Source organism: Tenacibaculum gallaicum, from assembly GCF_003387615.1.
GTDB lineage: Bacteria > Bacteroidota > Bacteroidia > Flavobacteriales > Flavobacteriaceae > Polaribacter > Polaribacter gallaicus.
This window is the reverse complement of sequence record NZ_QUNS01000002.1, coordinates 124806-151138: the sequence shown is the minus strand read 5'-3', so window position 1 is coordinate 151138 and position 26333 is coordinate 124806. Positions and strand designations below refer to the sequence as shown.

The window sequence follows — 26333 nt, the reverse complement described above, 5'->3', positions numbered from 1 at the left end:
CAATTATAAATTATGATTTTTTAATTATGAATTACGAATTGTCTTTTGAATGCTTCCTATGATTTTAAGTATTTCCTCTACATCATTTAAAAATGATTGTGCTGTATCTTTTGAAAGAAAACCAGTGTCTTTTAACAAACGAATCCAATAATGAGTTTCTCTTGCTTCTTCTATATTCGCTCCAATTGACGTACCTGAACGTAATAATTGTTTACTTAAAACAAACTCCTTTTTCTCTTGTGATAAATGCTTATATAACTTTACTATTTTGACAGCAAAATCATAACTTTTTACCTGAATAATATTACCCTTTTTCATAATCAACAATTTATAATTCGTAATTACTAATTCGTAATTAACTTATTTAAACATTCTTTCGCTTTTAATCCTAATAACGAATCTTTTGCTTCTTCAAATGCAGTGTCAAAACTCTTATGCTTGTCAAACGTTTTTAAGGCAAATGCAGCATTAGTTAATACTACATTGTTTTGCGCTTCTGTTCCTTTTCCGTTAATAATACTCACAAATATTTCTGCTGCTTCTTTAACGGTATTGCCTCCAAAAATAGCTGATGAAGCAATCTGTTTTTGCCCCAAATCAGATGGAGAAACTTGTTGCTCTGCTTCTTTGGTAAACAATTTAAAATCTCCTGTTAATGAGATTTCGTCGTATCCGTCTAGTGCATGTACCACTCCATAGTTCACATTTGATTGCTGTAGCATGTAATTGTACACCCTCGCAACCTCTAAATTAAACACCCCCACTAACTGATTTTGTGGACGACTTGGATTTACCAAAGGCCCTAACATATTGAAAAATGTTTTCACCCCTAGTTCTTTTCTAATAGGTGCTACAACCTTCATTGCTGGATGAAATAACGGTGCGTGTAAAAAACAAATGTTTGCTTCTTCTAACTGACCTTTCAACGTTGATTCATTATTTGTAAAGTTATATCCTAAAAACTCCAACATATTGGATGACCCCGATGCAGAAGACACTCCATAATTACCGTGTTTTGCAACTTTATGTCCCGTTCCAGCAACTATAAATGAGGTTAATGTTGAAATATTAAATGTGTTTTTTCCGTCACCTCCTGTTCCACATAAATCGATGGTATTAAAGTCAGATAAATCTACTTTTATGGCGAGTTCCAATAAAGCTTCTCTAAATCCTGATAATTCATCTACCGAAACTGGACGCATTAAAAACACAGTAATGAATGCGGCTATTTGTGAAGCATTGTATTTTTCTTGTGCAATGTTTATCAAAACTTCTTTCGATTGTTCTTTCGTCAATCGCTTTTGTTCAAACAACGTGTTTAGTATTTTTTTCATTTCTTTTATATTTTCTATAGAATAAGTTTACTTTTTTCTAACAGATTTCTCACTTCGTTCGAAATGACATTATTTATTTACACTTTCTATAAAATTCTGAATCATTTTTTTCCCATCTGGAGTTAAGATACTTTCTGGGTGAAATTGCACTGCTTCAATAGCAAATTCTTTATGTCTCAAAGCCATAATACTTTCATCTTCATCAATTGCAGTTACTTCTAATTCTTGTGGAAAATTAGTATGAGAAGCAATCCAAGAGTGGTAACGAGCTGCTTCAAATACTTCTGGAATATCTTTAAAAGTAATTGTATTCTTTTTAGTTACTTTCATTTCAGTAGCTACTCCATGAAAAACATCGTTTAGATTTTCTATCTCACCTCCAAAAACTTCAGTAATGGCTTGTAAACCTAAACACACACCAAAAATTGGAATTTTCCCAGCATACGTTTTAATTGCTTCTTTTAAAATACCCGCTTCATCAGGAATTCCTGGTCCTGGAGATAAAATAATAGCGTCGTAATTTTTTATTTCTTCTATAGAAATTTCATCGTTGCGATATACATCTGGTAAAGTACCTGTAATATCTTCTACATAATGCACCAAGTTATAGGTAAACGAGTCGTAATTGTCTAATATTAGTATCTTCATATTTATAGTATTGAGTATTGAGATTTGAGTATTGATAAAGCATGTATATCCCACATCTAAATACTAACATCTCAATTCTAATTTTATATTTCTTCTGCTAACACTAATGCTTTTTTGAGTGCTGCTAATTTGTTATTTACTTCTTGTAGTTCGTTTTCTTCTTTTGAATTGATTACAATTCCTGCTCCTGCTTGATAAAACAAGGTATTATTTTTACTTACAAAAGAACGAATTGCTATGGCTTGGTTTACATTTCCGTTTAAACCTATAAAACCAACACATCCTCCATAAAATCCGCGAGTTTGATTTTCATACCTATCTATCAACTCCATTGCTTTATATTTTGGTGCTCCGCTTAAAGTTCCTGCAGGAAACGTATCTCCCACAATTTCTATTGGGTTTCCTGTAATCTTTCCTGTCACTGTTGATACCAAATGAATTACATGGCTAAAATATTGTACTTCTTTGTAAGTTTCTACCGTTACATTCGTTGCATGCTTACTTAAATCGTTTCGGGCTAAATCAACCAACATCACATGCTCTGCATTTTCTTTTGGGTCATTTGCTAATTCTTTGGCTAACTCTCTATCTTTTTCATCATCACCTGTTCTTCTAAAAGTTCCTGCAATTGGGTTAATAATCGCCTGACCTTCGTCTATCTTAATTTGTGCTTCGGGTGAAGACCCCATCAACTTAAAACTTCCGTAATCGAAATAAAATAAATAAGGAGATGGATTTATGGAACGTAATGCTCTGTACACATTAAATTCGTCCCCTTTAAATTGTTGTTGAAATTGACGAGATAAGACCAACTGAAAAACATCTCCTCTCTTACAATGTTCTTTTGCTTTGGTAACATTTTCTTTAAACTCTTCATCTGTAATATTAGATGTTTCTTCTCCTTTAAAAGCAAAGTCATATTTAGCAAAGGATTGAGAGTTTACTAAGTTTTCAATTTCTGATAATCGAGACTCCTCTCCTTCTGGTATGTTTTCTATCAAAATCATTTCATTTTTAAAATGATTAATGGCAACGATAAACCTAAAAAAACTATACTGTAACATTGGAATTGCTGATGGAGCTCTCTTTGATTTTAATTGAATTGTTTCAAAGTATTGTACAGCATCAAAAGTGGTATACCCATAGAGTCCGTTAAACGATTTTATTTCCTCTGAACAGTCTACCGAAATAACATCACTGTATGCATCAAATTTTTTATAGAAATCTCTTTGAATAGGGGTTCTTTCTAATTCTTCCTTTTGATAAGTCAATACTAACTCATCTTTTTCAGCCTTAATTGTAACTAAAGGATCTATGCATAAAAATGAATAACTATTTTCTTTACTATGATAGTCAGAACTTTCTAACAGCAAGCTATTCGCATACTTATCTCTTGTTTTTAAGTATAAACTAACTGGCGTTACCATATCTGCCAATTGTTTTTTTGCTATTGTTTTAAAGGTATTTTTTTTCATTTCATTTAATATGTAAAAACAAAAAAGGCTTATCATGAGATAAGCCTTTTCGTTGTATTATAGATATAACAAGATGGTCTCACTAACGTAAGTTACGAGTTTTCCACCACCAGTTATTTAATTGTTGTTTTATCATTATGCTACAAATGTATAAAGTGATTTTGATTTTACAAACTTTTTCGTATTAAAAAATAAGTAAATCAATAAACAATACTTAATTTACAGAAAAATCTTCTTTAGAGAAGAAAATATCTATTGGCGAACTCCCTACTCCTTTTATTGTTTTAAAAACAGATTTATCTTCATTGTAAACAGTGAGTATACTTTTATCTGTATCAAAAAAATCTTCTGCTCCTAAAACATATACTTTTCCTGTAGTAGGGTGTTCTCTTATAACAGTTGTAAGCATTATTCCTTCTGTAGTTGGGTTAATAAATTCTTCTACTTCTTTTGTTACTGTATTAAAACGATGAATTATTCCTGTAGATACTTCAGACCAATAAACATAATCACTTGACTTACTCTTTGAAAGCATACTGTTTTTATACAAATTAACTCCTGATAACGTAATCGTTTCATCAACAGTGTAACTAGCTGTTAAGCTTATAAATTTAGCTTCACCAACTCTTTTCTCTGTCCCTATCCAAATTTTATTATCCTTACCTTTTAAAATACCTGAGATTACATCTTCAAAAGTTAACACCACTTTTAATGATTTATCTTTAATGTTTAATATTTTCAGTTCTTTATCATCGGCTATTAACATATTATCTCCATCTACTAACACCCCTGACTTTGAAAACAATACTTTTGATGAAATTCCATCAACTTTATCTTTTACTCCTTCTGTTAAGTTAAAAAATGATAAATCATACGTTTTTCGTCTCCCTCTTCCACCAGTTGAAATCGTTACACCCTCTGTTTCTGAATACATAGTTAGATAAGAAGGACTACTTACCTTTGATGTAGTCACTATTGCTTCTTCCACAAGATCTTTTAAGCTTAATTTTGTAACAAAATTAGGTCCGTCTTGAGACACCACTAATAAACTATTTTCAAATTTTGCAAAAGATATTGAGTTCTCATTTAGAGATTCATATACATTAGCAGTAAAAACATAATCTTCATCCAAATGAGCTATTGTTGTCTTATCTCCCTCATAACTAAGTATGAAAGAATTATCATAAATTGGGGTTGGTTCATGTTTTGTTGAATCACTTGAACATGAAAAAAAAACTGATATTAAACATACCAATACAATACTATAATTACGTATCATTATTATAATTAAATTTAAAGTTTCTGAAACTAAAAAAACACTGATAAACATTCTTCAAAACATAAAATGTTTATGTGTAACATTGCTACTCTTTTATTCCCGAAAGAAAAACAACAAGTTAAATTTTGGCAGGTCTCCTGACTAACATCTTGCTACTACCTTCCCGTAAAAACAGTGGTGTAAGAAATAACAAGTGCCCATGATTAATGGCCTAAGCTTACAGTTGCGGGTACAGTTTAGGATTTTCACCTAATTCCCTTTTAATTTTCTTTTCTTTAAAAGAAAAACCACAGCAAATATATTTTAGTCTCAGGAAAGAAACATCAATTTTACTGTTAAAATTCCAACACCTCCTTTCCGCATGAAACTCAACTTTATAATTATTACAAGAGTAAATTAAAAAGTAAAGCAACAATATCTTTAAACTCAAATTAAAGTTTCTAAAACATTATTTTTCAGGTTAAAAAGTTACAATATGTAATCAATAATAATATAATTGTTTAAAAATAAAAACATAATTAGGTTATTTGCATTGTAATAAACAATAAAAAACAAAATTATGTGTGGAATTGTATGTGCGTTTGATTTAAAACAACCGTCAGATAAATTAAGACCTCAACTATTAGAAATGGCTAAGAAGGTTCGCCATAGAGGTCCAGACTGGAGCGGAATTTATAGTGATGAAAAGGCAATTATGGCACATGAGCGATTAGCAATTGTTGACCCTGCTTCTGGACAGCAACCTCTGTTTAGCCATGACCGTAGGTTTGTATTAGCTGCTAATGGAGAAATATACAATCATAAAGAAATAAGAAAGCAACTCAAAGAGCAACATAAATTCTTAACAAAATCTGATTGTGAAGTTATTTTAGCTCTATACAAAGAAAAAGGTGTTGAGTTTTTAGATGATTTAAATGGAATTTTTGGTTTTGCGGTGTATGATTCTATTACCGATGAATATTTAATAGCTCGTGATCATATGGGAGTTATTCCTTTATACATAGGATGGGACAAACACGGTACTTTTTATGTAGCCTCTGAGCTAAAAGCTTTAGAAGGTTATTGTAACAAAATTGAAGTTTTTCCTCCAGGTCATTACTATACCCGTGAAGATGGTTTGCAAAAATGGTATTCTCGTGATTGGATGGAATACGAAGCTATAAAAGACAACCAAACTTCTATTGATGAAGTTCGTGACGCTTTAGAAGCAGCTGTCCATCGTCAACTAATGAGTGATGTACCTTATGGGGTATTGTTATCAGGTGGATTAGATTCTTCTATTACATCCGCTGTTGCAAAAAAATATGCTGCTAAACGTGTAGAGTCAGGTGATAAAGATGCCGCTTGGTACCCGCAACTACATTCATTCTCTATTGGTTTAGAGGGATCTCCTGATTTAGCTGCGGCTAAAAAAGTTTCTGAATATATTGACACTATTCATCATGAAATTACTTTTACCATTCAAGAAGGTTTAGATGCTATTCGTGATGTTATTTACAACTTAGAAACCTACGATATCACTACTGTTCGTGCTTCTACACCTATGTATTTAATGGCGCGCGTTATTAAGTCAATGGGAATAAAGATGGTGTTATCTGGTGAAGGTGCTGATGAACTTTTTGGAGGATATTTATACTTCCATAAAGCCCCTAATGCAGAAGAATTTCACAAAGAAACTGTACGAAAATTAGATAAATTATACCAATACGACTGTTTACGTGCTAACAAAAGCTTAATGGCCTGGGGAATTGAGGGACGTGTTCCGTTTTTAGACAAAGAGTTTATGGATGTAGCAATGCGTATCAACCCAGAGGACAAAATGATTAACGGTGAACGCATGGAAAAATGGGTGTTACGTAAAGCATTTGAAAGTTACTTACCTAAAGAAGTGGCTTGGAGACAAAAAGAACAATTTTCTGATGGAGTTGGCTACAACTGGATTGATACCTTAAAAGAAGTAGTAGAAAATGCTATTAGTGATGAAATGATGGTAAATGCTCCACATCGTTTTCCTACTCAAACACCTAGAGCAAAAGAAGAATATTATTATCGTTCAATATTTGAAGAACACTTCCCAAGTGAAACTGCTGCTTTAACAGTTCCATCTGTCCCTTCAATTGCCTGTAGTAGTCCTACAGCACTAGCATGGGATAAAAGTTTTCAAAACCAAAACGAACCTTCAGGTAGAGCTATTAAGACTGTACATGAAGACGCTTACTAAGAGTTATTCTTAGTTTATTTTCAAATTTTAGTTGTAAAAAAACCTCGCCAATAAGCGAGGTTTTTGTTGTTCTTTTAAATTTATTTTTTAATTTGGAGCTACATAAAAAGGAGATAAATTTATCTTAGCATTTCTTCTAGCACCATAATAATTATTGTAACTCTTATTTTTTTCAATTGTATAAAAAGAATCTACATAATCGTCATTATTAGTATACCAACTATCAGGCATCGCTTGAATTATCGCTCCTGCAACTTGCCCTAAAACGCTTACCCATGGTTGGGTAGAAACTGTTCCTATAATCTGAAAAACACCGTTTACTATAGCAGAAACTAAATCTTTATAATTAGTATTATCATCTTTTTCAAATAATTGAATATTTGCTGCTTGATATTGATAGTCATCCCAGAATAACAATATTTGGTTAGGATAATAATCAGTATCATCATGATCTAAATAATACATCGGTATCACTTTAATCTCAGGATTATTTTTATCATCCTTAATACCTGATGTTATAGCGTACACCTCAGCTGCTCCACTTACCCAAGGCTCTTCATCATCATTTAATCTAATCTTATCTAATTTCGTAGTTTCTAAACCTGTATTTCTAGCAGATTTAGCGTTTAAATCAAATGAAGAATTTAAAAACCTCTCATTTTGAACTCCTCCTTCTTGAAGATACTTATTCATATAAGCAACTTCTTTCTTCAAGGTCTCAAAACCATCGGTTTCAATAATTATTACTGTTTGACTTGGTGCCTCTTTAGGGTCAAGATAAACAACTTCTTTATCTATTGTATAAGCCTCAACTCTTTTCCATGTTTTCTCATCTCCTTCAGGAGCAAAAGAAAACAACACATCAGAAAGATTATCTATTCTTTTTCCATTATGCATCCAAACCTCTAAAATCTCTATTTTGTCTGGAGCAACTTCTTTAGAGGCTCTACTTTCTAACGTTGCTGTTTTAGAAGCTAATGATTTGTATGCTTCTTCACTACCTACAAATTCAGAAGTTTGCTCTAAAATTTTAGACATCGCAACGCTAGGTTGCTGATTAATCAATAGCTCCACAGCTTTTTCTTTAAAGCTTTGATTTTTCATTAAATCAATGAATTGAAAAGCAGTTTCCTTCTTATTTACTAAATCAGAAGTTTGCTGTTCTACTAAATTGTCAGGACCAGTAACTAATTCTTCAGAATTGTTACAACCAATAAACAACATCGAAGCTAATAAAGCTCCAAATAAAATTCGGGGGGTTTTCATTTTAAAAAAAATTTAATTTGTTAATATTGACATCAATAATAACAAAAAGCACAGCAAAAACCACAAAAAACGTTAAATATTTATTAAAAAATAACACAAAACACATTAAACAGCATTTTATATACATTTATTTAACACTTAAACAACAAATACTCAAATTATTTATTTATACAATAATTTTTAAGCCATATAAACAATCTTAAAAAAAAGAAGATTTACAAAAGCTACCCAAAAGCTATAAAAATTAATTTAAATGTGTTTTTAGCTCTTTTAAGCGGTTTTTTATTTTTTATGCAATTGTTAATAAAACACCATAAAAACCGCTTAAAAACTTTAATTTAAGCTTTTAAATTTGTAAATTTGTAAGGTAACTATAATCGCTTTCGAGCGATTTTTTTATGATAAAGACTTTAATTTAATTCTCTTTATAATGAGCGAAGAAAAAAAACATAATTATTCTGCCGATAGTATTCAGGCGTTAGAAGGAATGGAGCATGTACGTATGCGTCCTTCCATGTATATTGGTGATGTTGGAGTACGTGGTTTACACCATTTAGTATATGAGGTAGTAGACAACTCTATTGATGAAGCTTTAGCTGGTCATTGTGACACCATTGATGTTACTATAAATGAAGATAATTCAATTACAACAAGAGATAATGGTCGTGGTATTCCAGTAGGTATCCATAAAAAAGAAGGAGTTTCTGCTCTAGAAGTAGTAATGACTAAGATTGGAGCTGGTGGTAAGTTTGACAAGGATTCATATAAAGTTTCTGGTGGACTACATGGTGTTGGGGTTTCTTGTGTGAACGCACTTTCTGACCATTTAACAGCAACTGTACATAAAGAAGGTAAAATTTGGCAACAAGAATACGAACGAGGTAAAACTTTGTACCCTGTAAAAACTATTGGAGAAACTGATTTTACTGGAACCATCGTTACCTTTTTACCGGACAGGTCAATCTTTCAGCAAACTACCGAATTCAATTACGACACCTTAGCTACTCGTATGCGTGAATTAGCGTACCTTAATAAAGGGATCACTATCACGTTAACAGACAAACGTAATAAAGATGATGAAGGAAATGATTCTGTTGAAGTATTTCATTCTGAAGAAGGATTATCTGAGTTTGTAAGGTTCCTAGACGGAACAAGAGCACAGATTATCCAAGATGTAATTTCTATGGAAGGAGAGAAAAATGGAATCCCTGTAGAAGTTGCTATGGTGTATAATGATTCGTATGCAGAGAATTTACACTCATACGTAAACAACATTAACACACATGAAGGTGGTACCCACTTATCAGGTTTCCGTCGTGGATTAACCCATACATTAAAAAAGTATGCTGACGAATCTGGTTTACTAAAAAATGTAAAGTTTGAAATTGCTGGTGATGATTTCCGTGAGGGACTTACAGCAATTGTATCTGTAAAAGTAGCAGAACCTCAATTTGAAGGTCAAACAAAAACAAAATTAGGTAACCGTGAAGTAAGTGCCGCTGTATCACAAGCAGTATCTGAAATGCTAACAGATTACTTAGAAGAAAACCCAAATGATGCTAAGACTATTGTTCAAAAAGTAATTTTAGCCGCACAAGCCCGTCACGCTGCACGCAAGGCTCGTGAAATGGTACAACGTAAGACAGTAATGAGTATTGGTGGTTTACCTGGTAAATTATCAGACTGTTCTGAAACTGACCCTACTGTTTGTGAAATTTTCTTAGTTGAGGGAGACTCGGCAGGTGGTACTGCAAAACAAGGTCGTGATCGTAACTTCCAAGCTATTCTTCCTTTAAGAGGTAAAATCTTAAACGTTGAAAAAGCAATGCAACATAAAGTTTTTGAGAACGAAGAAATCAAAAATATGTTTACCGCTTTAGGCGTTTCTATTGGTACTGAAGAAGACCCAAGAGAATTAAACTTATCAAAGTTACGCTATCATAAAGTAGTTATTATGTGTGATGCCGATGTAGATGGTTCCCACATTGCAACTTTAATTTTAACTTTCTTCTTCCGTTACATGCGTGAAATGGTTGAACAAGGATATATTTACATTGCAACCCCTCCTTTATATCTAGTTAAAAAAGGACAAAAACGTGAATATGCATGGGATGACAATCAACGTGATTTAATTGCTCAAAAACTAGGCGGCTCAGTAACTATTCAACGTTATAAAGGTCTTGGAGAGATGAACGCAGAACAATTATGGGACACTACAATGAATCCTGAATTTAGAACATTACGACAAGTTACTATTGATAACTTAACTGAAGCAGATAGAATTTTCTCTATGTTAATGGGAGATGAAGTTCCACCTCGTAGAGATTTTATAGAAAAAAATGCAAAATATGCTAATATTGATGCATAAAATGATTTCTTAACCTTAAAAAAGCTCAATAATATTATTGAGCTTTTTTTTATTTTATATTTTTACCGCTTAAAACAACACCTTCATAATTATGAAAAAAATTCTATTACCATTATTAACTTTAATCATAAGCTTTAGTATTAAGGCTCAAGACGGTCCTGAAGGAATTTTATTTGCAAGTAAACAAGACGCAAACCGATTAACTAACGCATACATTAACCCTGCTATGAAAGGATTAATTTATGGAATGAACAATGGCTGGTACCACACCGCTAAAGTTCATAAGAAATTTGGTTTTGACATTACCATTGGATTTAATGGTTCAATAGTACCGTCAAAAGATGAAATATTCAGTTTATCAAATTTAAACTCAATAAACCAACCTACAGGAAACATTACTTCTGCAACAATAGCTGGTTCAGAAAATGATGGTAGTCTAGCTACTGTTACATTTGAGGAAAGTGGAATCACCTATACTGGAACTTTTGAAATGCCTGGTGGAATCAAAGAAGACCTTCCTTTAAATGCTATTCCTGCTCCCGCTATTCAAGCAAGTTTGGGACTACCTTTTAAATCAGATATTATTTTACGTTACGTCCCTAAAATTGGAAGCGACGATGTAAAAGGTAGCTTATTTGGTATTGGTTTAAAAAAGGAAATTACAGATTGGTTTGGTCCAATAGACAAGACTCCTTTACACGTTTCTTTATTAGCTACTTATTCAACTATGGGAGTAGATTACACCATTGTAGATGAAAATCCTAGTGATAACATTGAAATAGAAAATGGTAAAGTTGATTTTAACTTAAACTCTTATACAGTCCAAGCAATTGCCTCTTTAAACTTCCCTATAATCAATGTATATGGAGGTGTTGGATACACAGGAGGTTCTTCTTCTTTAGATATGACAGGAAGGTATACTCTTTCCTATAATGCATCTTTAAACCAAAGAACTTTAACCAACCCTTTAAACTTAGACTCTAATGCTAGTGGTTTTAAAGCCACAGTAGGTACTCGTTTAAGCTTAGGTTTCTTTAAAATATTCGCAGACTATACCTTACAAGAATATAATGCTATTAATGCAGGTATTGCTTTTAGCTTTAGGTAATTTTTATCAAAAACAAACTCTAGAACAAACCCGTTGAAATATCAACGGGTTTTTCTTTTATATCCATAGCCAAATCGCTATTTTTGTGCATCTTGTTGTGCGGATTCCGCACTTATAAATATAATTAATTACAAAAAAACATATAAAATGAAAGTAACGGTTGTAGGAGCAGGTGCTGTAGGTGCAAGTTGTGCTGAGTACATTGCTATTAAAAATTTCGCTTCTGAGGTTGTTTTAGTTGATATTAAAGAAGGTTTTGCTGAAGGTAAAGCAATGGACTTAATGCAAACTGCTTCTTTAAATGGTTTTGATACTAAAATTACAGGAACAACAGGAGACTATAGCAAAACTGCAGGATCAGACATCTGTGTAATTACTTCAGGAATTGCTCGTAAACCTGGAATGTCTCGTGATGAGTTATTAGGAATCAATGCTGGTATCGTAAAATCAGTAGCTGCTAGCTTAGTTGAGCAATCTCCAAACACAATTATCATTGTAGTATCTAACCCAATGGATACGATGACATATTTAGTTCACAAAGCAACTGGGTTACCTAAAAACAGAATTATTGGTATGGGTGGAGCATTAGATTCTGCTCGTTTCAAGTATCGTTTAGCAGAAGCTTTAGAAGCTCCTATTTCTGATGTTGACGGAATGGTTATTGGTGGTCATTCTGATAAAGGAATGGTACCTTTAACTCGTTTAGCAACTCGTAACTCTGTTCCTGTATCTGAATTCTTATCAGAAGAGAGACTAGAACAAGTAAAGCAAGACACTAAAGTTGGTGGTGCTACCTTAACAGGTTTATTAGGCACTTCAGCTTGGTACGCTCCTGGTGCTGCGGTTTCTGGATTAGTACAAGCAATTGCTTGTGATCAAAAGAAAATATTCCCTTGTTCTACTTTATTAGAAGGAGAATACGGTTTATCTGATTTATGTATTGGTGTACCAGTAGTATTAGGTAAAAACGGAATTGAAAAAATCGTTGAAATTAACTTAAGCGAAGAAGAAAAGGCTGCTTTAACTTCTTCAGCTGAAGCTGTTAAAAACAACAACACTGCTTTAACTTTCTAAGAAGCTAACACAGTAGAATATTTAAAGTCCTGAGTAGTTTTGTTACTCAGGATTTTTTATAAATTTTTGTTAAAATTTTGACAACTATGTAAGATTCTGCTAATCTAAACGTCTTTATAGTAAGAGAAGCATTAGTAGTGTTTCTTTTCATAGTTTTTCATAGCAATTTTCCCACTTCATCCTTGGAGTGGGTTTGTTTTTTTATATACTATACGGTTTGTTGTACTACTTCAAACAGTTCTCCTCCCTCACATTTAACTACTTTTTGCTTAAACTTTACAATTAATTGATAATCGTGGGTGGCCATTAATATTGTTTTGCCACTTTGGTGAATTTCATTTAGTAACTCCATCACTTCTAATGAAGTTTTCGGATCTAAGTTCCCAGTAGGTTCATCCGCTAAAATTAACTCAGGATCATTTAATAATGCTCGAGCAATTGCCACACGTTGCTGCTCTCCTCCTGACAATTCAAAAGTTTTTTTATAGTACTTCTCTTTCATCCCTACTTTATCTAAAACCTCGTGAATTTTATCTTTCATTTCAGCTTTATCTTTCCAACCTGTAGCTTTCAGCACAAACTCTAAGTTAGAGAAAACATTTCTATCATTTAATAATTTAAAGTCCTGAAAAACAATCCCTAATTTTCTTCTTAAAAAAGGAATATCTTTTTCTTTCATTTTCTTTAAATCAAAATCAACGATACTTCCTAAGCCACGTTGCAAACGTAAATCACCATACAAGGTTTTTAACAAACTACTTTTCCCGCTTCCAGTTTTACCAATTAAATAATAAAAATCACCTTTATTTAAAGTAAAATTTACTTTTGACAACACTAAGTTGTCTTGTTGATAAATATCTGCGTTTTCTAGGTGTAAAACAGGATTTTCCATGGAGTATAGTTTTTTTACAAATCTAAAATTTTATAACGTAATTCTGTAACATTTCTTACTTTTGATAAAAAGTCTCCCAACAAAAATAAAAAACTAACGTTATAGTTTCTAGATAACTAAAAAATATGAGATTTAACTGTTTCAAAAAAAGCTACTACTTATTTCTTTTTTTAACCATTACAACAGCGGTAATAGCGCAAGAATCGGCTATAAATACTGATGTAAATGCCGATTTTCATAAAGCAATTCGTTTGTACAACAACAAAGCATATGCTGCTTCACAAGAACTTTTTCGTGAAGTTTCTATAAATTCTAAAAAGCATCATAATTTAAAAGCGGATGCTGACTATTATGATGCTATGTGTGCAATAAAATTGCAACAAGATGATGCTGATTACAGAGTTAATCAGTTTGTTGAAAATTACCCGTACAATAATAAAAAAGAGAAGGCTTTTTTAAATGTTGGTAATTATTATTTTGCTAACAGAAAAGCTGCTCATGCCCTGAAATGGTATCAAAAAGTAAATGAAAAACTACTGAGTCAAGAAGAAAAAAACGAACTCAATTATAAAATGGGGTATGCTCTTTTAGTTTCTAACTACTTAAAAGATGCTAAGTCTCGTTTTCAAACTTTGTTAGGAAACCCTATTTATGGTAATGATGCTCGTTATTACTACGGATACATAGCCTATAAAGAAGAAAACTTTGGTGAAGCAGAAGACAATTTAAGTCAGTTAGCAAACGACGCTACCTACCAAGCAAAGGCAAATTACTATATTCTCGACATTAGTTTTAAAGCTGGACGATTCGATAAATCAATTCAAATTGGAGAACAATTATTAAAATCTACGAAAGACCAAAAAGAGATTTCAGAAATTTCTAAAATCGTAGGTGAAAGTTATTTCAATCTTAAAAAATATGAAAAAGCAATCCCCTATTTAAAAGCCTACAAAGGAAAAAATGGTCGTTGGACAAACACCGATTACTATTATTTAGGTTATGCTTACTATCAACAAAAAGATTATGAAACTGCTATTGGTAACTTTAATAAAATTATAGGGGGAAATAACAAGGTAGCACAAAATGCTTATTACCACTTAGGAGAGTGTTATTTGGAATTAGATAAAAAGCCTGAAGCCTTAAATGCTTTTAAGAATGCGAGTGAAATGGATTTTGACGCTCAAATTACACAAAGTTCTTCTTTAAATTATGCGAAATTAAGTTATGAAGAAGGAAATCCGTATGAAAGTGTTCCTGATGTTTTAAAAGGCTTTTTAACTAAATACCCAACATCCCCAAATACTGCTGAAATTAGTAATTTATTAGTTACTTCATACCTACATCAGCGAGATTATCAAGGAGCTTTAGACTTTTTAAGTACTTCAGAGACTCCAGAAAGTAAAAATATTATCAACGAAGTTTCATTATACAGAGGTATTCAATTATACAACGAAAACAAAATAACAGAAGCTAAACCATACTTTATAAATGCAACTCAATCTGAAAATGTTACAGTAAAAAACAAAGGAGCTTATTGGTTGGCTGAAACCGAATATTCTTTAGGAAATTATCAAAATGCACTTAAACACTTCTTATCTGTTACTGACAAAGATATTAACGAGGCTAAGATGCTTAATTACCAAATTGGGTATACAAACTTCAAACTAAAGAGTTACCCGAATGCTGCAAAATACTTTCAACAATTTTTAGACCAAAACTTTGATGATAACGATTTAAATGATGATGCTTCTAATCGCTTGGGAGATTCTTTTTATGCAGCGAAAGGCTACACAAACGCTATTAAGGCCTATAATAAAGTAATTCAAGAAGGTGGTGTAGGTTCAGACTACGCACAATACCAAACAGCTATGAGTAATGGTTTTTTGGGTAAAAATGATGTAAAGGTTAAAAATCTTGAAACTCTAATTAGTGATTATGAAGGTTCTCAATTAAAAGACGATGCTTTATTTCAATTAGCTACGACTTACACAACCATGAATAATGCTTCAAAAGCACAAAAAACTTATGATCGATTATTAAAAAATCACCCAAAAAGCAACTATATTCCAAGTGTATTATTACGCCAAGGATTACTGTATTACAGTAACAACAACAATAAAAAGGCTATTGAAAAATACAAAGAAGTAGTTGCGAAACACCCAAATTCTAACGAAGCAAAACAAGCTGTAACCAACGTTAAAAATGTATATATTGATATCGGTAAGGTAGATGAATACGCTGCTTGGGTTAAAAACATACCTTTTGCCAATGTTACCAATGCAGAATTAGATAACGCAACTTATCAATCTGCTGAAAACAAGTTCTTAGAAAACAACAATAATAAAGCCATTGAAAGTTTTAATAAATATTTACAACAATTCCCTAACGGAGTTAATGTATTAAAAGCTCATTTTTACTTAGCGCAAGCTTATAACCACACTAAATTATTTGATAAAGCCATCCCTCACTACACTTATGTAAACAAACAAACTAAAAGTGAGTTTACAGAAGAGTCTTTAACCAAGTTAGCTAATATTTATTTACAAAAAGAAGATTGGAGCAACGGTATTTTAGTGCTTCAACAATTAGAAAAAGAAGCTAACTATCCGCAGAACATCATTTTTGCTCAAAGTAATTTAATGAAAGGGTACTATAAGAAAGAAGATTATACCAACGCTATTGCCTATGCTGAAAAAGTGTTAGTTAAGGGAAAGGTAGACACCAACATTGCTGAAGATGCTAAAATAATTTTAGCTCGTTCTTCATTTAAAAACAATGATTTTTTAACCGCTGAAGAATATTTTAATGAAGCTAGTAAAAAAGCTACCGGTGAACTGAAAGCTGAATGTTTATATTACAATGCTTTCTTTTTACATGAGAATAAAGAATACGAAGCATCTACCAAGGCTGTACAAGATTTAATTGCTAATTACTCATCATACAAATACTGGGGAGTTAAAAGTTATATAATTATGGCAAAAAATTATTATGCTTTAAAAGATGCATACCAAGCAACATACATTTTGGAGAATATCATCAAAAACTTTACACAATATAAAGATGTAATTGAAGAAGCAAAAAATGAGCTTCGCGCCATTAAGAATAAAGAAGCAAAAACAAACGAATCAGTAACTACCCAAAACTAAAATTTGTTAATAACAAACGAAAGTTAAATGACTAGATCGATGAAAAAGCACTTAAGTTTACTTATTTTATTTGTAGTAACATATACAAATGCACAAGAAAAAAAAGCAAATATTAAAGCTAAAGACACTATTATAAAAACCGAAGTTGTGAATGTTGTAACTTCATATGTTCCTAAAATTACTGATGCTTTTAAAATAAAGCAGAAACCTATAATTGAACACACCAAAGAAACTCAGAAAAAAGCTTTAGAATACCAAATCTTTTCGGTGCCTGTTGCCTCTACTTTTATCCCAAAAAGTGGAACAATGAAAAAAGTTGACTTAGGTAAAAGAGAAAAGTTATACCCTAACTACGTATCAGTTGGGTTTGGAAATGTTCTTTCTCCTTTTTTAGAAGCGTACGTAAGGCGTAGTGAAAGCTATAATAGTGAATTAACTGCTCATTTAAAGTTTTTGTTATCGTCCGACCCTGTAGCTAATACAGAATTGAGTAGCACTTTTTATAATATTGATTTAAACTTAAACTACACTCAACAAGAACGTTATTTTCAATGGTCAGCAGGTATAAATGCTGAAAAAGACAAATACAACTGGTACGGTTTACCAACTAATATTACATTTACTGAAGCTACTTTAAGTGCTATTGAAGAAGCTCAAAGTTACAACCATGTAAAAATATTTGGACAAATAAAGCCAGATGATTCTTTTTTAGATGAAGCTAACGGGGCAATCGCTTTTTTCTCTGACTCATTTGAAAGTGCGGAATTTTTAGTTGACGGTAATGCAGAATTTCGACTTCCTTTAAATAATTTTCATCGTCAATTAAACGATTTGTATATAAATACCACCCTAAACTACTTAGGTGGTTCATACGCTTATGGTGACGATGCTATTACGCCTATAGATTACAAGTTCATTACTTTAGGAGTACATCCAACTTACAAATTCAATGTACAAGACTTAGCGATTCAATTAGGAGCAAAAAGCTACTTTTCAATGGACACAGAAAATAGCGAAAATAACTTTTTCATCTACCCTGATGTAGAGATTTCTTATCCTATAGTAAAAGAACTTGCAAATGTATTTATTGGAGCATCTGGTGATTTAACCACAAATATGTATCAATCTTTTACAGATGACAACCCATATGTATCTCCTACTCTTGACATGAGGCAAACCAATAAAAAATTTGATGTTTTTGGGGGGATTAGAGGTAAATTAAATCATCAATTTAGTTACAACACGAAAATAAGTTATGCTGATATTGAAAATAATCCATTTTTTGTACTGAATCAATCGAAATCAGACGGAGATAATATTGCTGGAACCAATGGCTTTACTTTCTACGGATATGAGTACGGAAACTCTTTTAAAGTAATTTATGACGATATTAAATTAATGACCTTTTTTGGTGAAGTTGCTTTTGATGGTATAAAAAACTTAACTATCGGAGCTAATGCTCAGTTTAATAAATTCACTTTAACCAACGAAACAGAAGCCTGGAACACACCTAAAATAAAAGGAGAGGTTTTTGGAGCCTACAAAACCAATAAATGGTTTGCAGGTGCTAACTTATATTTTGTAGGAAATCGTAAAGGAAGAGTTTACGGTACTTTACCTGCTAACACCTTTACCTCACTAGACTTAAAAAGTTATTTTGATGTAAACTTTAACGGAGGCTATCATTTTGATGATTCTTTCTCTGTATTCTTAAACTTAAATAATGTTTTAAACAACAGTTACCAACGGTTCAACAACTTTAATGTACAAGGATTCCAAGCAATGGGAGGTTTAACTTGGAAGTTTGATACGTTGTTCTAAAAATTAAAATATAAAACTTACATTTAGGGTGTTAAAACGAATACCTAAATGAAAAAACTAACCTTTTTACTTCTTACTAGCATTGCTTTCTTTGCTTGTAAAACAGAGCAAAAACAACCTACAACCACTTCAAAAACTTATACTGAAGCAAACTACCTACAAGATTCTACACAAATAAAAAAACTATTCAACACCGCACTTACCCAAGGTAAATCGTATGAATGGCTACGTGATTTAACACAAAACATCGGAAGTCGTTTATCAGGATCAGAAGGAGCAGCTAAGTCTGTTATTTGGGGAGAAAAGCTAATGAAAGAAGTTGGTTTAGACTCAGTTTGGTTACAACCTGTAATGGTACCACATTGGGTTCGTGGAGAAAAAGAAGTAGCCAACTACAAGTTTAATGGAGAAGAAATTAATGTTCCTATTTGTGCTTTAGGAGGTTCAATTGCTACACCAGTTAACGGGATTACTGCAGAGGTTATTGAAGTTAAAAATATTGAAGAAGCTAAAAACCTTGGTGATAAAGCCAACGGAAAAATTGTATTCTTTAACGGTGCTTTTGACAACTCTTTAATTAATACATTTCGTGCCTATGGAGGTTGCGTAGGACAACGCTATGGAGGAGCTGCTATAGCTGGAAAATTTGGCGCAAAAGCAGTTATTGTTCGTTCTATGACCAATGGAATCGATGATTATCCACACACAGGCTCTATGAGCTATGGAGATATTCCTGAAGAAGAATATATTCCTGCCGCTGCAATTAGTTCTCGTGCTGCAGAGAATTTAAGTAAGCATTTAAAAGGAAAACCTAACCTACAGTTTTACTTTAAACAAAATTGTGAAAATTTACCTGACGCCCCTTCACACAATGTCGTAGGAGAAATCAAAGGAAGTCAATATCCTGATAAAATTATGGTAATTGGTGGACATTTAGATTCTTGGGATTTAGGAGAAGGAGCACATGATGATGGAACAGGAATTGTACAATCTTTAGAAGTTGCATATCTATTAAAAAAGAATAATATTCAACCAAAAAACACCATCCGTATCGTATTTTTCATGAACGAAGAAAACGGTTTACGTGGCGCAACTGAATATGCTCGTTTAGCTAAAGAAAATAATGAACTACATATTGGTGCTTTAGAATCAGATGCAGGCGGACACACACCTAGAGGTTTTTCTATCGACGCTAATGAAAGAAACTTACAACTAGTACAAAGCTGGAAAAAACTCTTAGCTCCTTACGGATTACATGATATTACTGCTGGAGGTGGTGGTGCGGACATCGGACCTTTAAAAGATGACCATGTTACCTTAGTAGGTTATCGACCAGATTCACAACGTTATTTCGACTATCATCATGCTGCTACAGATACGTTTGACAAGGTTAATAAACGTGAACTTGAATTAGGTAGTGCCTCTATGGCTAGCATTGTGTATTTAATGGATAAATACCTATACAACAACGAAACGTTAAAACCTTAATTTATGGATATTCTAATAACAACATTAAGGATTTTATTTGGAATATTTTTTGCCTTTGCAGGTATTATGCACTTTATAAAACCTAAGGTTTTCAATCGATTCATCCCTAACTTTCTCCCCAAATTAGCTGTAAACTATATCGCTGGTCTATTAGAGTTAGTAATTGGTATAGGTTTACTAATTAACCAAACTACAAAACAAGCAGCTTTAGCAATGTTTATATTAATGTTAATTTTTTTACCTATTCATATTTGGGATGTTTTTAGAGAAAAACCTGCCATTGGCTCTAAAAAAATAGCCATTATTAGAGTTCCTCTTCAGTTTTTATTGTTATACATTGCCTATTTGATTTATATATACTGATGAAAGGTTTTTCTTACTAAAACATAGAAAGCATATTTCTCATACGAGAATAATTTATTTTTAAAACTTATTTTGAATGTAGTTTTTATTTACCTCCATATTTTCAACAACAAAAAACATAAAAATCAATTATTTTTACTGAAAAAGTAAAAATATTTTAAAAACACCTCAACCACCCCAAAAAAAACTACAACACTACAAACCAAACCTATAACTAATTCTTAGTTTATACTTTTTACATCTATATAATATAAAAATCACTTCTTTTTAACACTAACTAAAACAAAACATTAGGGTTTTTTACTTTTTACCTGTTTTAGTAACGCAATTTTATTCTAGAAAAAATTACGCTATATCCTTTTTCGGATAACATTTATTAATTTTAACATTAACACGCATGAAAAATAAAAAAACTCATGGGAGAAAGTCCTCTTTTACCCCTAAAGTATTCTTACTTCTTTTTGTTCCCTTTTTAATTAACTCTTCTCTTTCTGCTCAAAGCAAATTTAGAGTAAGTTTTTCAGGAGGGTTAAATAACAACAACATTACATACAGTGCCAGTAATAGAGTAAATACTGAGTATGTAGATGAGGAAGGAAATTACTTTAAAGCTGGATTCAATTTTAAAGTATATAAACACATTAGCATACAAACTGGATTAACCTATCTTAATAAAAACTATAGGTTTCAAAGAACAGGAACACGCGAAGGCGTTTCTACTCTTCATAAGTCGAGATATTTCAACATTCCAGTAATGGTAGGAATACAACCATTACATAAAGCCTTAAAAAACACCAAATTTAACTTTGAAGTTTTTGCTGGAACTTATGTAGGTTGGTGGAACTCACTTAAAAGAGAAAGTACTGTTGAAGTTTTTGGAGAGTTAGACTTTGAGGGGTTTCCTAAAAAAACAGTAACAGAATCTTATGGCTTTGATAAAAATGAAAATCATTTTAACAGAGTCGATTATGGTTTACAAGCTGAAACAAGATTAGGCTACAATTTTCACAAAAACCTAAGCCTGTTTCTTGAATATTCTTTTATGTATGGTTTATCTGACAATCAGAAAGAACAATTAAGAAAAACTTCTAACTATTATTACACCACCTCTAATTACGGTATGGGAATATCTTACAACTTTTAAAAACTAATTATTATGAAAAAACTTAAATACATATTACAAATATTTATAGTAGTTCTATCATTACACACTCTTCAATCTTGTAGAGAAGATTCTTTAGAAGTAGCAGAATTAGACAGAACTGAGGTAGCTAGTTATACTGATCTTTTCAATACTTTTTGGGATACAATGAATAACGATTATAACTACTTTAACGAACAAGAAGAAAATTGGGATAACGTATATAAAAAATATAGTCCAAAATTTAAAAAACTAACAACTTTCAATAAAGCTGATGCTAATCCTATTGACGCTGAAAAAGAAGCTAACTTAGCTTTTAAATATTTTGCTGAAATTATTACAGGAAAAGTTTTAGATCAACATTTCGGCTTAAATGTAAGAGTTCCTTTACCAAGTATCAAATCTGCTAATCGTGATATTGACATTACTGCAGGGTTTGCTAGTAATATGAAATACAAATATACTAAAGAAGACGGTTTTGTTAATTTAGGAAGAAATCAAAGAAACCCTAAAATTGACAATGAGAATATTAATTTTATAATGCGTAACGAAAAGTTAGACCCTACAACAGTTATCCAAGATGGGCCTATTTTAGCAGGTTTCTTAAAAAGTGATCCCGAAACAATGTATATACAACTAACTAGTTTTGAAGTTTACCCAAATGCTATAATAGATGGAACATTTCCTTTGTTAGAAAGTATAAGTGAAATTGAAGGAATTAATCAATCATTCTTTGACGACTTAAAAAAAATAGACAGTGAAGTCGGAAGTGAATTTGAAACTTTAATGAAAGACAACTTAATTTCTTTTAAAACATTAATTAATACTATTCTTAACTCTAATGAATATAAAAATTATACAAATGCCCTTGATAATTTTAAAAACACTGAGTTAATTGATGACTTTGAGAATAGTTTGATTCCACTAGCTAACTTTATAAAAACTAAAAAGAGTGATTTTTTCACAAAGCACGAAAGTGTTGAGCTTTTATATCTTGCACATTATAATAGCCAAAATATAACACAAGCTCAAAAAAATGCTATCAAAACGCTTTATGAAATTTACAATGGCCGTATAGAAACTTACAAAAAAGTATCAAGTTTTTTTAACAATATAAGAAAAGAATTTTTCGGACAGGTTTATACTATACCTGGTGATTTTGACGACTTATTAAACTCTATAGCCTCAAACCATGCAATTGATCTTTACCGAAAATTATATAACCCTATAACCAATGGTAAAGCAAAAAAAATAATTTTAGATTTACGCGGTAATGGTGGTGGTTATGTAATTGATGCTCGCATTTTTACTGAAAGATTTATAACACAACAAAAAGTTTGGGGATACCAAAGAACCAAAGAAGGGAATGGTCGCTTCAACTACAGTCCTTGGACACCAGTAGAAACTAAACCTCACAAATTTGCCCTTCAACAAAATATCCCTATCGCTGTCTTAATTGATGAAAACTCTTTTAGTATGTCTGAAATTAGCACTATGATGATTAAATCTCAAGGAGATCATGTAACTATCGTTGGAGACAACAGTGGTGGTGGTACAGCTGGTTTAGGAGGTCAAGATTCGTTTAATGGTGGTAATAGACTAAGCAATGAATACTTACAGTTTTACATGCCTTTAATGGCATTTAAAAACAGGGAAGGAAAAGTTGTTGAAGCTATTGGTGTTGCTCCAGATGTAAAAACTATCCCTACACAAGAACAAGTAGACGAATTAACAACAACTTATATTGATCCTGCTTTTAACGCTGCTTTAAAAGCCGTTAGTAAATAGGAACTTTTTCTATTATGTATTTATAAAAGGAAAACTAGTTTTAGTTTTCCTTTTTTGTTTAAGTTTAAATACATTTGATTCTCTATCTTTCAACTTAATACTACCATGAAAAAAACACTACTTCCTCTACTCGCTTTTAGTTTATTGTTTTCTTGCAAGCCACAAGAAAAAGTTGATACAATCGTAATCAATGCAAATGCTTATACTGTAAATTCCAATTTTGACACCTCTGAAAGTTTCGCTATTAAAGGCGGAAAATTTATAGATATAGGAAACAATAAAGAAATACAAGAAAAATATACAGCATTAAACATTATTGATGCTAAAAACAAACCAATATATCCAGGATTTATCGATGCACATTGTCATTTTTACGGATTAGGTTTACAACAACAAAAAGTAGACTTGGTAGGAACTAAAAGTTATAATGAAGTATTACAACGCTTAATCAATTTTCAAAAAGAAAAAAACACAACCTACATCACAGGTCGTGGTTGGGATCAAAATGATTGGAACTTAAAAGATTTTCCTACCAAAGAAAAATTAGATAGTATTTTTCCAGACACACCAGTAGCCATTCGTAGAATTGATGGTCATGCAATGTTAGTAAATCAAGCTGCTATTGATTTAACTGGCATAACTCCTGAGTCAAAAATTGATGGCGGTGAGTTTATAAAAAAAGACGGAAAGTTAACAGGAGTACTTATTGATAATGCAATGAATTTTATCAATATTCCAAAACCTTCAAAACAAGCACAAATTCAAGCCTTAAAAGATGCTGAAAAAATCTGTTTCAATTTAGGACTTACCACGGTTGATGATGCTGGGTTAGATAAACAGGTAATTGAATTGATTGACAGTTTACAACAATCAGGTGATTTAAAAATGCGTGTGTACGCAATGATTTCTAATAATCAAGAAAACCTTGACTATTACCTCAACAAAGGAGTTATTAAAACCGATAAATTGAATGTTCGCTCTGTAAAAGTATATGCTGATGGTGCTCTAGGATCACGAGGAGCAGCTCTTAAAAAAGAATACTCTGACAAAAAAGGACATTTTGGTGCTCTGGTTAATTCATATGAAAACCTACAAAAAGTAGCTAAAAGAATTGCCGCCTCAAAGTATCAAATGAACACACATGCTATTGGTGATTCTGCCAACTATGTGATGCTAAAAACCTACAACGAAGTACTAAAAAACAAAAACGATCGTCGTTGGCGTATTGAGCACGCTCAAATAATAGATGTAAAAGATTTTAACTTATTCAAAAATGTACTTCCATCTATTCAACCAACACATGCCACTTCCGACATGTACTGGGCTGAAGATCGTGTTGGCTCAGAAAGAATTAAAGGTGCTTACGCTTATAACGATTTATTAAAGGAATATGGAAAAGTAGCTTTAGGAACTGATTTCCCTATCGAGCATGTAAGTCCGTTATATACATTTTATGCAGCAACTATCAGAAAAGATTTAAAAAACTATCCTGAAAAAGGTTATCAAATGAAAAATGCTTTATCTAGAGAAAATGCTTTAAAAGGAATGACCATTTGGAATGCCTATGCTAATTTTGAAGAAAACGAAAAAGGAAGTATTGAAGTTGGTAAAGTAGCAGATTTTATTATTCTAGATAAGGATATTATGACAATTGACGGAAAAGAGATTCCAAACACAAAAGTGATAGCAACCTATGTAAATGGAGAAAAAGTAAATTAGAAATGCATCTTTTTCATTTCTCTGTAGTCTGATTTATAAAATCAATAAATCATGACCAAGCTACAACGAAAACAAGAATATTACAGACAATTAACTTTAGCTAAAAAGGCACTTAAAAGTAAACACTTTCAGATGTCTTTTTATCATTTCGAAAATGCACATATTTTAGGTCAAAAACACATGTATCGTCATACCTTGTCGCATTACTATATGCTTATATTCGGAATAAAAACAAAAAACAGTAAAGAAATATTAGGTCAAATCTCTAGAATTATTGCCTCAATATTTTTTACAAACATTTGGGCACCTACAGGAAACACAGGTGGCTCTAACATATCTGCAATTAAACCTATTCCTGTTAGAAAAGAACTTCAAAAATATTTTTAAAAATAAATGCATCTTTTTGCTCATTTTCTAGTCTACTATATGAACACACAAAACATATAATATCATGAAAAATAATAATCAATGTACCTGCACTTGCGAAGGATGTAAAACAGGAGACTGCTCAAATTGTACTTGTGAAAACTGTACGTGTAATAACTGTAACTGTTAATTAAATCAACTTTTAAAATTCTTGTCATTCTGAATACAATGAAAACATAACATTCATTTTATTCAGCGTGACATTTTTCGTAAATTTATACTATGACAACACAACAAGTTTGGAAAAAATATGCAGATGATGTAAAACACTTTATTTTAAGCAAAGTGAAAGACTCTACGGTAACTGATGACCTCTTACAAGAAACATTCATAAAAGTTCATACCAAGCTTCACACATTAAAAGACATTACCAAACTAAAGCCTTGGATTTTTACGATTGCTCGTAACACAATGATGGATTACTTCAAAAACACTAATCAAACGGTTGAATTAAAAAATTTTGAAGCTCAAACTGATGTAAAAGAACACGAACATACTGAAAAAGATTGCTTACGCGGAATCTTACAAAGCTTGCCAAAAAAATATAGAGACCCTCTATTTTTATCAGATATTAAAGGGTTAAAACAGCAAGAAGTTGCTAATACCTTAAAACAAAACTTACCTACTACAAAATCTCAGATTCAACGTGCTCGTAAATTAATTGCGCAAGGTTTTATGGATTGTTGTGGATTTTCACTTAACGAAGAAGGCAAGCTGGTTGGAGAAATTCAAGATAAAGAAGATTGCAAGGTTTGTAAGTAAATTATATATTAAAC

At 31.9% G+C, this 26333-nt stretch carries 20 protein-coding genes and 1 riboswitch; of the genes, 13 read left to right on the top strand and 7 right to left on the bottom strand.

Features of this window, described 5'->3' with window-relative positions:
* Positions 1-24: 24 nt before the first annotated feature.
* The 5 genes from C7448_RS05010 to C7448_RS04990 form a co-directional block, all read right to left on the bottom strand.
* Entirely contained in the window at positions 25-318 is a 294-nt protein-coding gene (locus C7448_RS05010) for a four helix bundle protein (protein ID WP_115900275.1), read from the bottom strand.
* Positions 319-344: 26 nt separating this feature from the next.
* Positions 345-1334 (bottom strand): anthranilate phosphoribosyltransferase, encoded by a 990-nt coding sequence (gene trpD / locus C7448_RS05005; RefSeq protein WP_115900274.1) that lies wholly within the window; start codon positions 1332-1334, stop codon positions 345-347.
* A gap of 69 nt (positions 1335-1403) precedes the next feature.
* Positions 1404-1982: an anthranilate synthase component II gene (locus C7448_RS05000; protein WP_115900273.1), complete on the bottom strand. Its 579-nt coding sequence runs from the start codon at positions 1980-1982 to the stop codon at positions 1404-1406.
* Positions 1983-2065: 83 nt separating this feature from the next.
* Positions 2066-3457: an anthranilate synthase component I family protein gene (locus tag C7448_RS04995; protein ID WP_115900272.1), complete on the bottom strand. Its 1392-nt coding sequence runs from the start codon at positions 3455-3457 to the stop codon at positions 2066-2068.
* Between the two features lie 214 nt (positions 3458-3671).
* Positions 3672-4736, bottom strand: a complete 1065-nt coding sequence (locus tag C7448_RS04990) for a DUF5074 domain-containing protein (RefSeq protein ID WP_147300500.1) — start codon at positions 4734-4736, stop codon at positions 3672-3674.
* Between the two features lie 110 nt (positions 4737-4846).
* A riboswitch (cobalamin riboswitch) is annotated at positions 4847-5043 on the bottom strand.
* Between the two features lie 252 nt (positions 5044-5295).
* Here C7448_RS04990 and asnB point away from each other — a divergent pair.
* On the top strand, positions 5296-6957 hold the full coding sequence (gene asnB / locus C7448_RS04985; protein ID WP_115900270.1) for an asparagine synthase B: 1662 nt from the start codon (positions 5296-5298) through the stop codon (positions 6955-6957).
* Between the two features lie 87 nt (positions 6958-7044).
* Here asnB and C7448_RS04980 read toward each other — a convergent pair whose 3' ends face one another.
* On the bottom strand, positions 7045-8223 hold the full coding sequence (locus C7448_RS04980; protein ID WP_115900269.1) for a DUF3103 family protein: 1179 nt from the start codon (positions 8221-8223) through the stop codon (positions 7045-7047).
* A 430-nt stretch (positions 8224-8653) separates the two neighbouring features.
* Here C7448_RS04980 and gyrB point away from each other — a divergent pair, with 430 nt between their 5' ends.
* From gyrB to mdh, 3 genes are all read left to right on the top strand, one after another.
* Positions 8654-10591, top strand: coding sequence for a DNA topoisomerase (ATP-hydrolyzing) subunit B (gene gyrB / locus C7448_RS04975; RefSeq protein ID WP_115900268.1), 1938 nt, complete (start codon positions 8654-8656; stop codon positions 10589-10591).
* A 91-nt stretch (positions 10592-10682) separates the two neighbouring features.
* Positions 10683-11699, top strand: a complete 1017-nt coding sequence (locus tag C7448_RS04970; RefSeq protein WP_115900267.1) for a DUF6588 family protein — start codon at positions 10683-10685, stop codon at positions 11697-11699.
* A gap of 147 nt (positions 11700-11846) precedes the next feature.
* Positions 11847-12773 carry a malate dehydrogenase gene (gene mdh / locus C7448_RS04965; protein WP_115900266.1) on the top strand — a complete coding sequence of 309 codons (927 nt, stop codon included), beginning with the start codon at positions 11847-11849 and terminating at the stop codon, positions 12771-12773.
* Between the two features lie 208 nt (positions 12774-12981).
* Here mdh and C7448_RS04960 read toward each other — a convergent pair whose 3' ends face one another.
* On the bottom strand, positions 12982-13665 hold the full coding sequence (locus C7448_RS04960) for a cell division ATP-binding protein FtsE (RefSeq protein WP_115900265.1): 684 nt from the start codon (positions 13663-13665) through the stop codon (positions 12982-12984).
* A gap of 125 nt (positions 13666-13790) precedes the next feature.
* Between C7448_RS04960 and C7448_RS04955 the strand changes: the two genes are divergently transcribed.
* The 9 genes from C7448_RS04955 to C7448_RS04915 all read left to right on the top strand — a co-directional run bounded on the left by C7448_RS04955 (position 13791) and on the right by C7448_RS04915 (position 26319).
* Positions 13791-16811, top strand: a complete 3021-nt coding sequence (locus tag C7448_RS04955; RefSeq protein ID WP_115900264.1) for a tetratricopeptide repeat protein — start codon at positions 13791-13793, stop codon at positions 16809-16811.
* Positions 16812-16850: 39 nt separating this feature from the next.
* Positions 16851-18632 carry a TonB-dependent receptor gene (locus tag C7448_RS04950; RefSeq protein WP_115900263.1) on the top strand — a complete coding sequence of 594 codons (1782 nt, stop codon included), beginning with the start codon at positions 16851-16853 and terminating at the stop codon, positions 18630-18632.
* Between the two features lie 48 nt (positions 18633-18680).
* Entirely contained in the window at positions 18681-20120 is a 1440-nt protein-coding gene (locus C7448_RS04945; RefSeq protein WP_115900262.1) for a M20/M25/M40 family metallo-hydrolase, read from the top strand.
* A gap of 3 nt (positions 20121-20123) precedes the next feature.
* Positions 20124-20483, top strand: coding sequence for a DoxX family protein (locus C7448_RS04940; protein ID WP_115900261.1), 360 nt, complete (start codon positions 20124-20126; stop codon positions 20481-20483).
* A gap of 397 nt (positions 20484-20880) precedes the next feature.
* Positions 20881-21627 (top strand): outer membrane beta-barrel protein, encoded by a 747-nt coding sequence (locus tag C7448_RS04935; RefSeq protein WP_115900260.1) that lies wholly within the window; start codon positions 20881-20883, stop codon positions 21625-21627.
* 12 nt (positions 21628-21639) lie between these two features.
* Entirely contained in the window at positions 21640-23412 is a 1773-nt protein-coding gene (locus tag C7448_RS04930; RefSeq protein ID WP_115900259.1) for a S41 family peptidase, read from the top strand.
* 105 nt (positions 23413-23517) lie between these two features.
* Complete coding sequence (locus C7448_RS04925; protein ID WP_115900258.1) at positions 23518-25131, top strand: amidohydrolase; 1614 nt, start codon at positions 23518-23520, stop codon at positions 25129-25131.
* Positions 25132-25182: 51 nt separating this feature from the next.
* Positions 25183-25518 carry a DUF3703 domain-containing protein gene (locus C7448_RS04920; protein ID WP_115900257.1) on the top strand — a complete coding sequence of 112 codons (336 nt, stop codon included), beginning with the start codon at positions 25183-25185 and terminating at the stop codon, positions 25516-25518.
* Positions 25519-25779: 261 nt separating this feature from the next.
* On the top strand, positions 25780-26319 hold the full coding sequence (locus C7448_RS04915; protein ID WP_115900256.1) for a sigma-70 family RNA polymerase sigma factor: 540 nt from the start codon (positions 25780-25782) through the stop codon (positions 26317-26319).
* Positions 26320-26333 lie beyond the last annotated feature (14 nt).

Excerpts from the sequence above, each read along its gene's own strand:
- C7448_RS05010 (WP_115900275.1), bottom strand. The coding sequence starts at position 318 with ATGAAAAAGGGTAATATTATTCAGGTAAAAAGTTATGATTTTGCTGTC.
- trpD (WP_115900274.1), bottom strand. The coding sequence starts at position 1,334 with ATGAAAAAAATACTAAACACGTTGTTTGAACAAAAGCGATTGACGAAA.
- C7448_RS05000 (WP_115900273.1), bottom strand. The coding sequence starts at position 1,982 with ATGAAGATACTAATATTAGACAATTACGACTCGTTTACCTATAACTTG.
- C7448_RS04995 (WP_115900272.1), bottom strand. The coding sequence starts at position 3,457 with ATGAAAAAAAATACCTTTAAAACAATAGCAAAAAAACAATTGGCAGAT.
- C7448_RS04990 (WP_147300500.1), bottom strand. The coding sequence starts at position 4,736 with ATGATACGTAATTATAGTATTGTATTGGTATGTTTAATATCAGTTTTT.
- asnB (WP_115900270.1), top strand. The coding sequence starts at position 5,296 with ATGTGTGGAATTGTATGTGCGTTTGATTTAAAACAACCGTCAGATAAA.
- C7448_RS04980 (WP_115900269.1), bottom strand. The coding sequence starts at position 8,223 with ATGAAAACCCCCCGAATTTTATTTGGAGCTTTATTAGCTTCGATGTTG.
- gyrB (WP_115900268.1), top strand. The coding sequence starts at position 8,654 with ATGAGCGAAGAAAAAAAACATAATTATTCTGCCGATAGTATTCAGGCG.
- C7448_RS04970 (WP_115900267.1), top strand. The coding sequence starts at position 10,683 with ATGAAAAAAATTCTATTACCATTATTAACTTTAATCATAAGCTTTAGT.
- mdh (WP_115900266.1), top strand. The coding sequence starts at position 11,847 with ATGAAAGTAACGGTTGTAGGAGCAGGTGCTGTAGGTGCAAGTTGTGCT.
- C7448_RS04960 (WP_115900265.1), bottom strand. The coding sequence starts at position 13,665 with ATGGAAAATCCTGTTTTACACCTAGAAAACGCAGATATTTATCAACAA.
- C7448_RS04955 (WP_115900264.1), top strand. The coding sequence starts at position 13,791 with ATGAGATTTAACTGTTTCAAAAAAAGCTACTACTTATTTCTTTTTTTA.
- C7448_RS04950 (WP_115900263.1), top strand. The coding sequence starts at position 16,851 with ATGAAAAAGCACTTAAGTTTACTTATTTTATTTGTAGTAACATATACA.
- C7448_RS04945 (WP_115900262.1), top strand. The coding sequence starts at position 18,681 with ATGAAAAAACTAACCTTTTTACTTCTTACTAGCATTGCTTTCTTTGCT.
- C7448_RS04940 (WP_115900261.1), top strand. The coding sequence starts at position 20,124 with ATGGATATTCTAATAACAACATTAAGGATTTTATTTGGAATATTTTTT.
- C7448_RS04935 (WP_115900260.1), top strand. The coding sequence starts at position 20,881 with ATGAAAAATAAAAAAACTCATGGGAGAAAGTCCTCTTTTACCCCTAAA.
- C7448_RS04930 (WP_115900259.1), top strand. The coding sequence starts at position 21,640 with ATGAAAAAACTTAAATACATATTACAAATATTTATAGTAGTTCTATCA.
- C7448_RS04925 (WP_115900258.1), top strand. The coding sequence starts at position 23,518 with ATGAAAAAAACACTACTTCCTCTACTCGCTTTTAGTTTATTGTTTTCT.
- C7448_RS04920 (WP_115900257.1), top strand. The coding sequence starts at position 25,183 with ATGACCAAGCTACAACGAAAACAAGAATATTACAGACAATTAACTTTA.
- C7448_RS04915 (WP_115900256.1), top strand. The coding sequence starts at position 25,780 with ATGACAACACAACAAGTTTGGAAAAAATATGCAGATGATGTAAAACAC.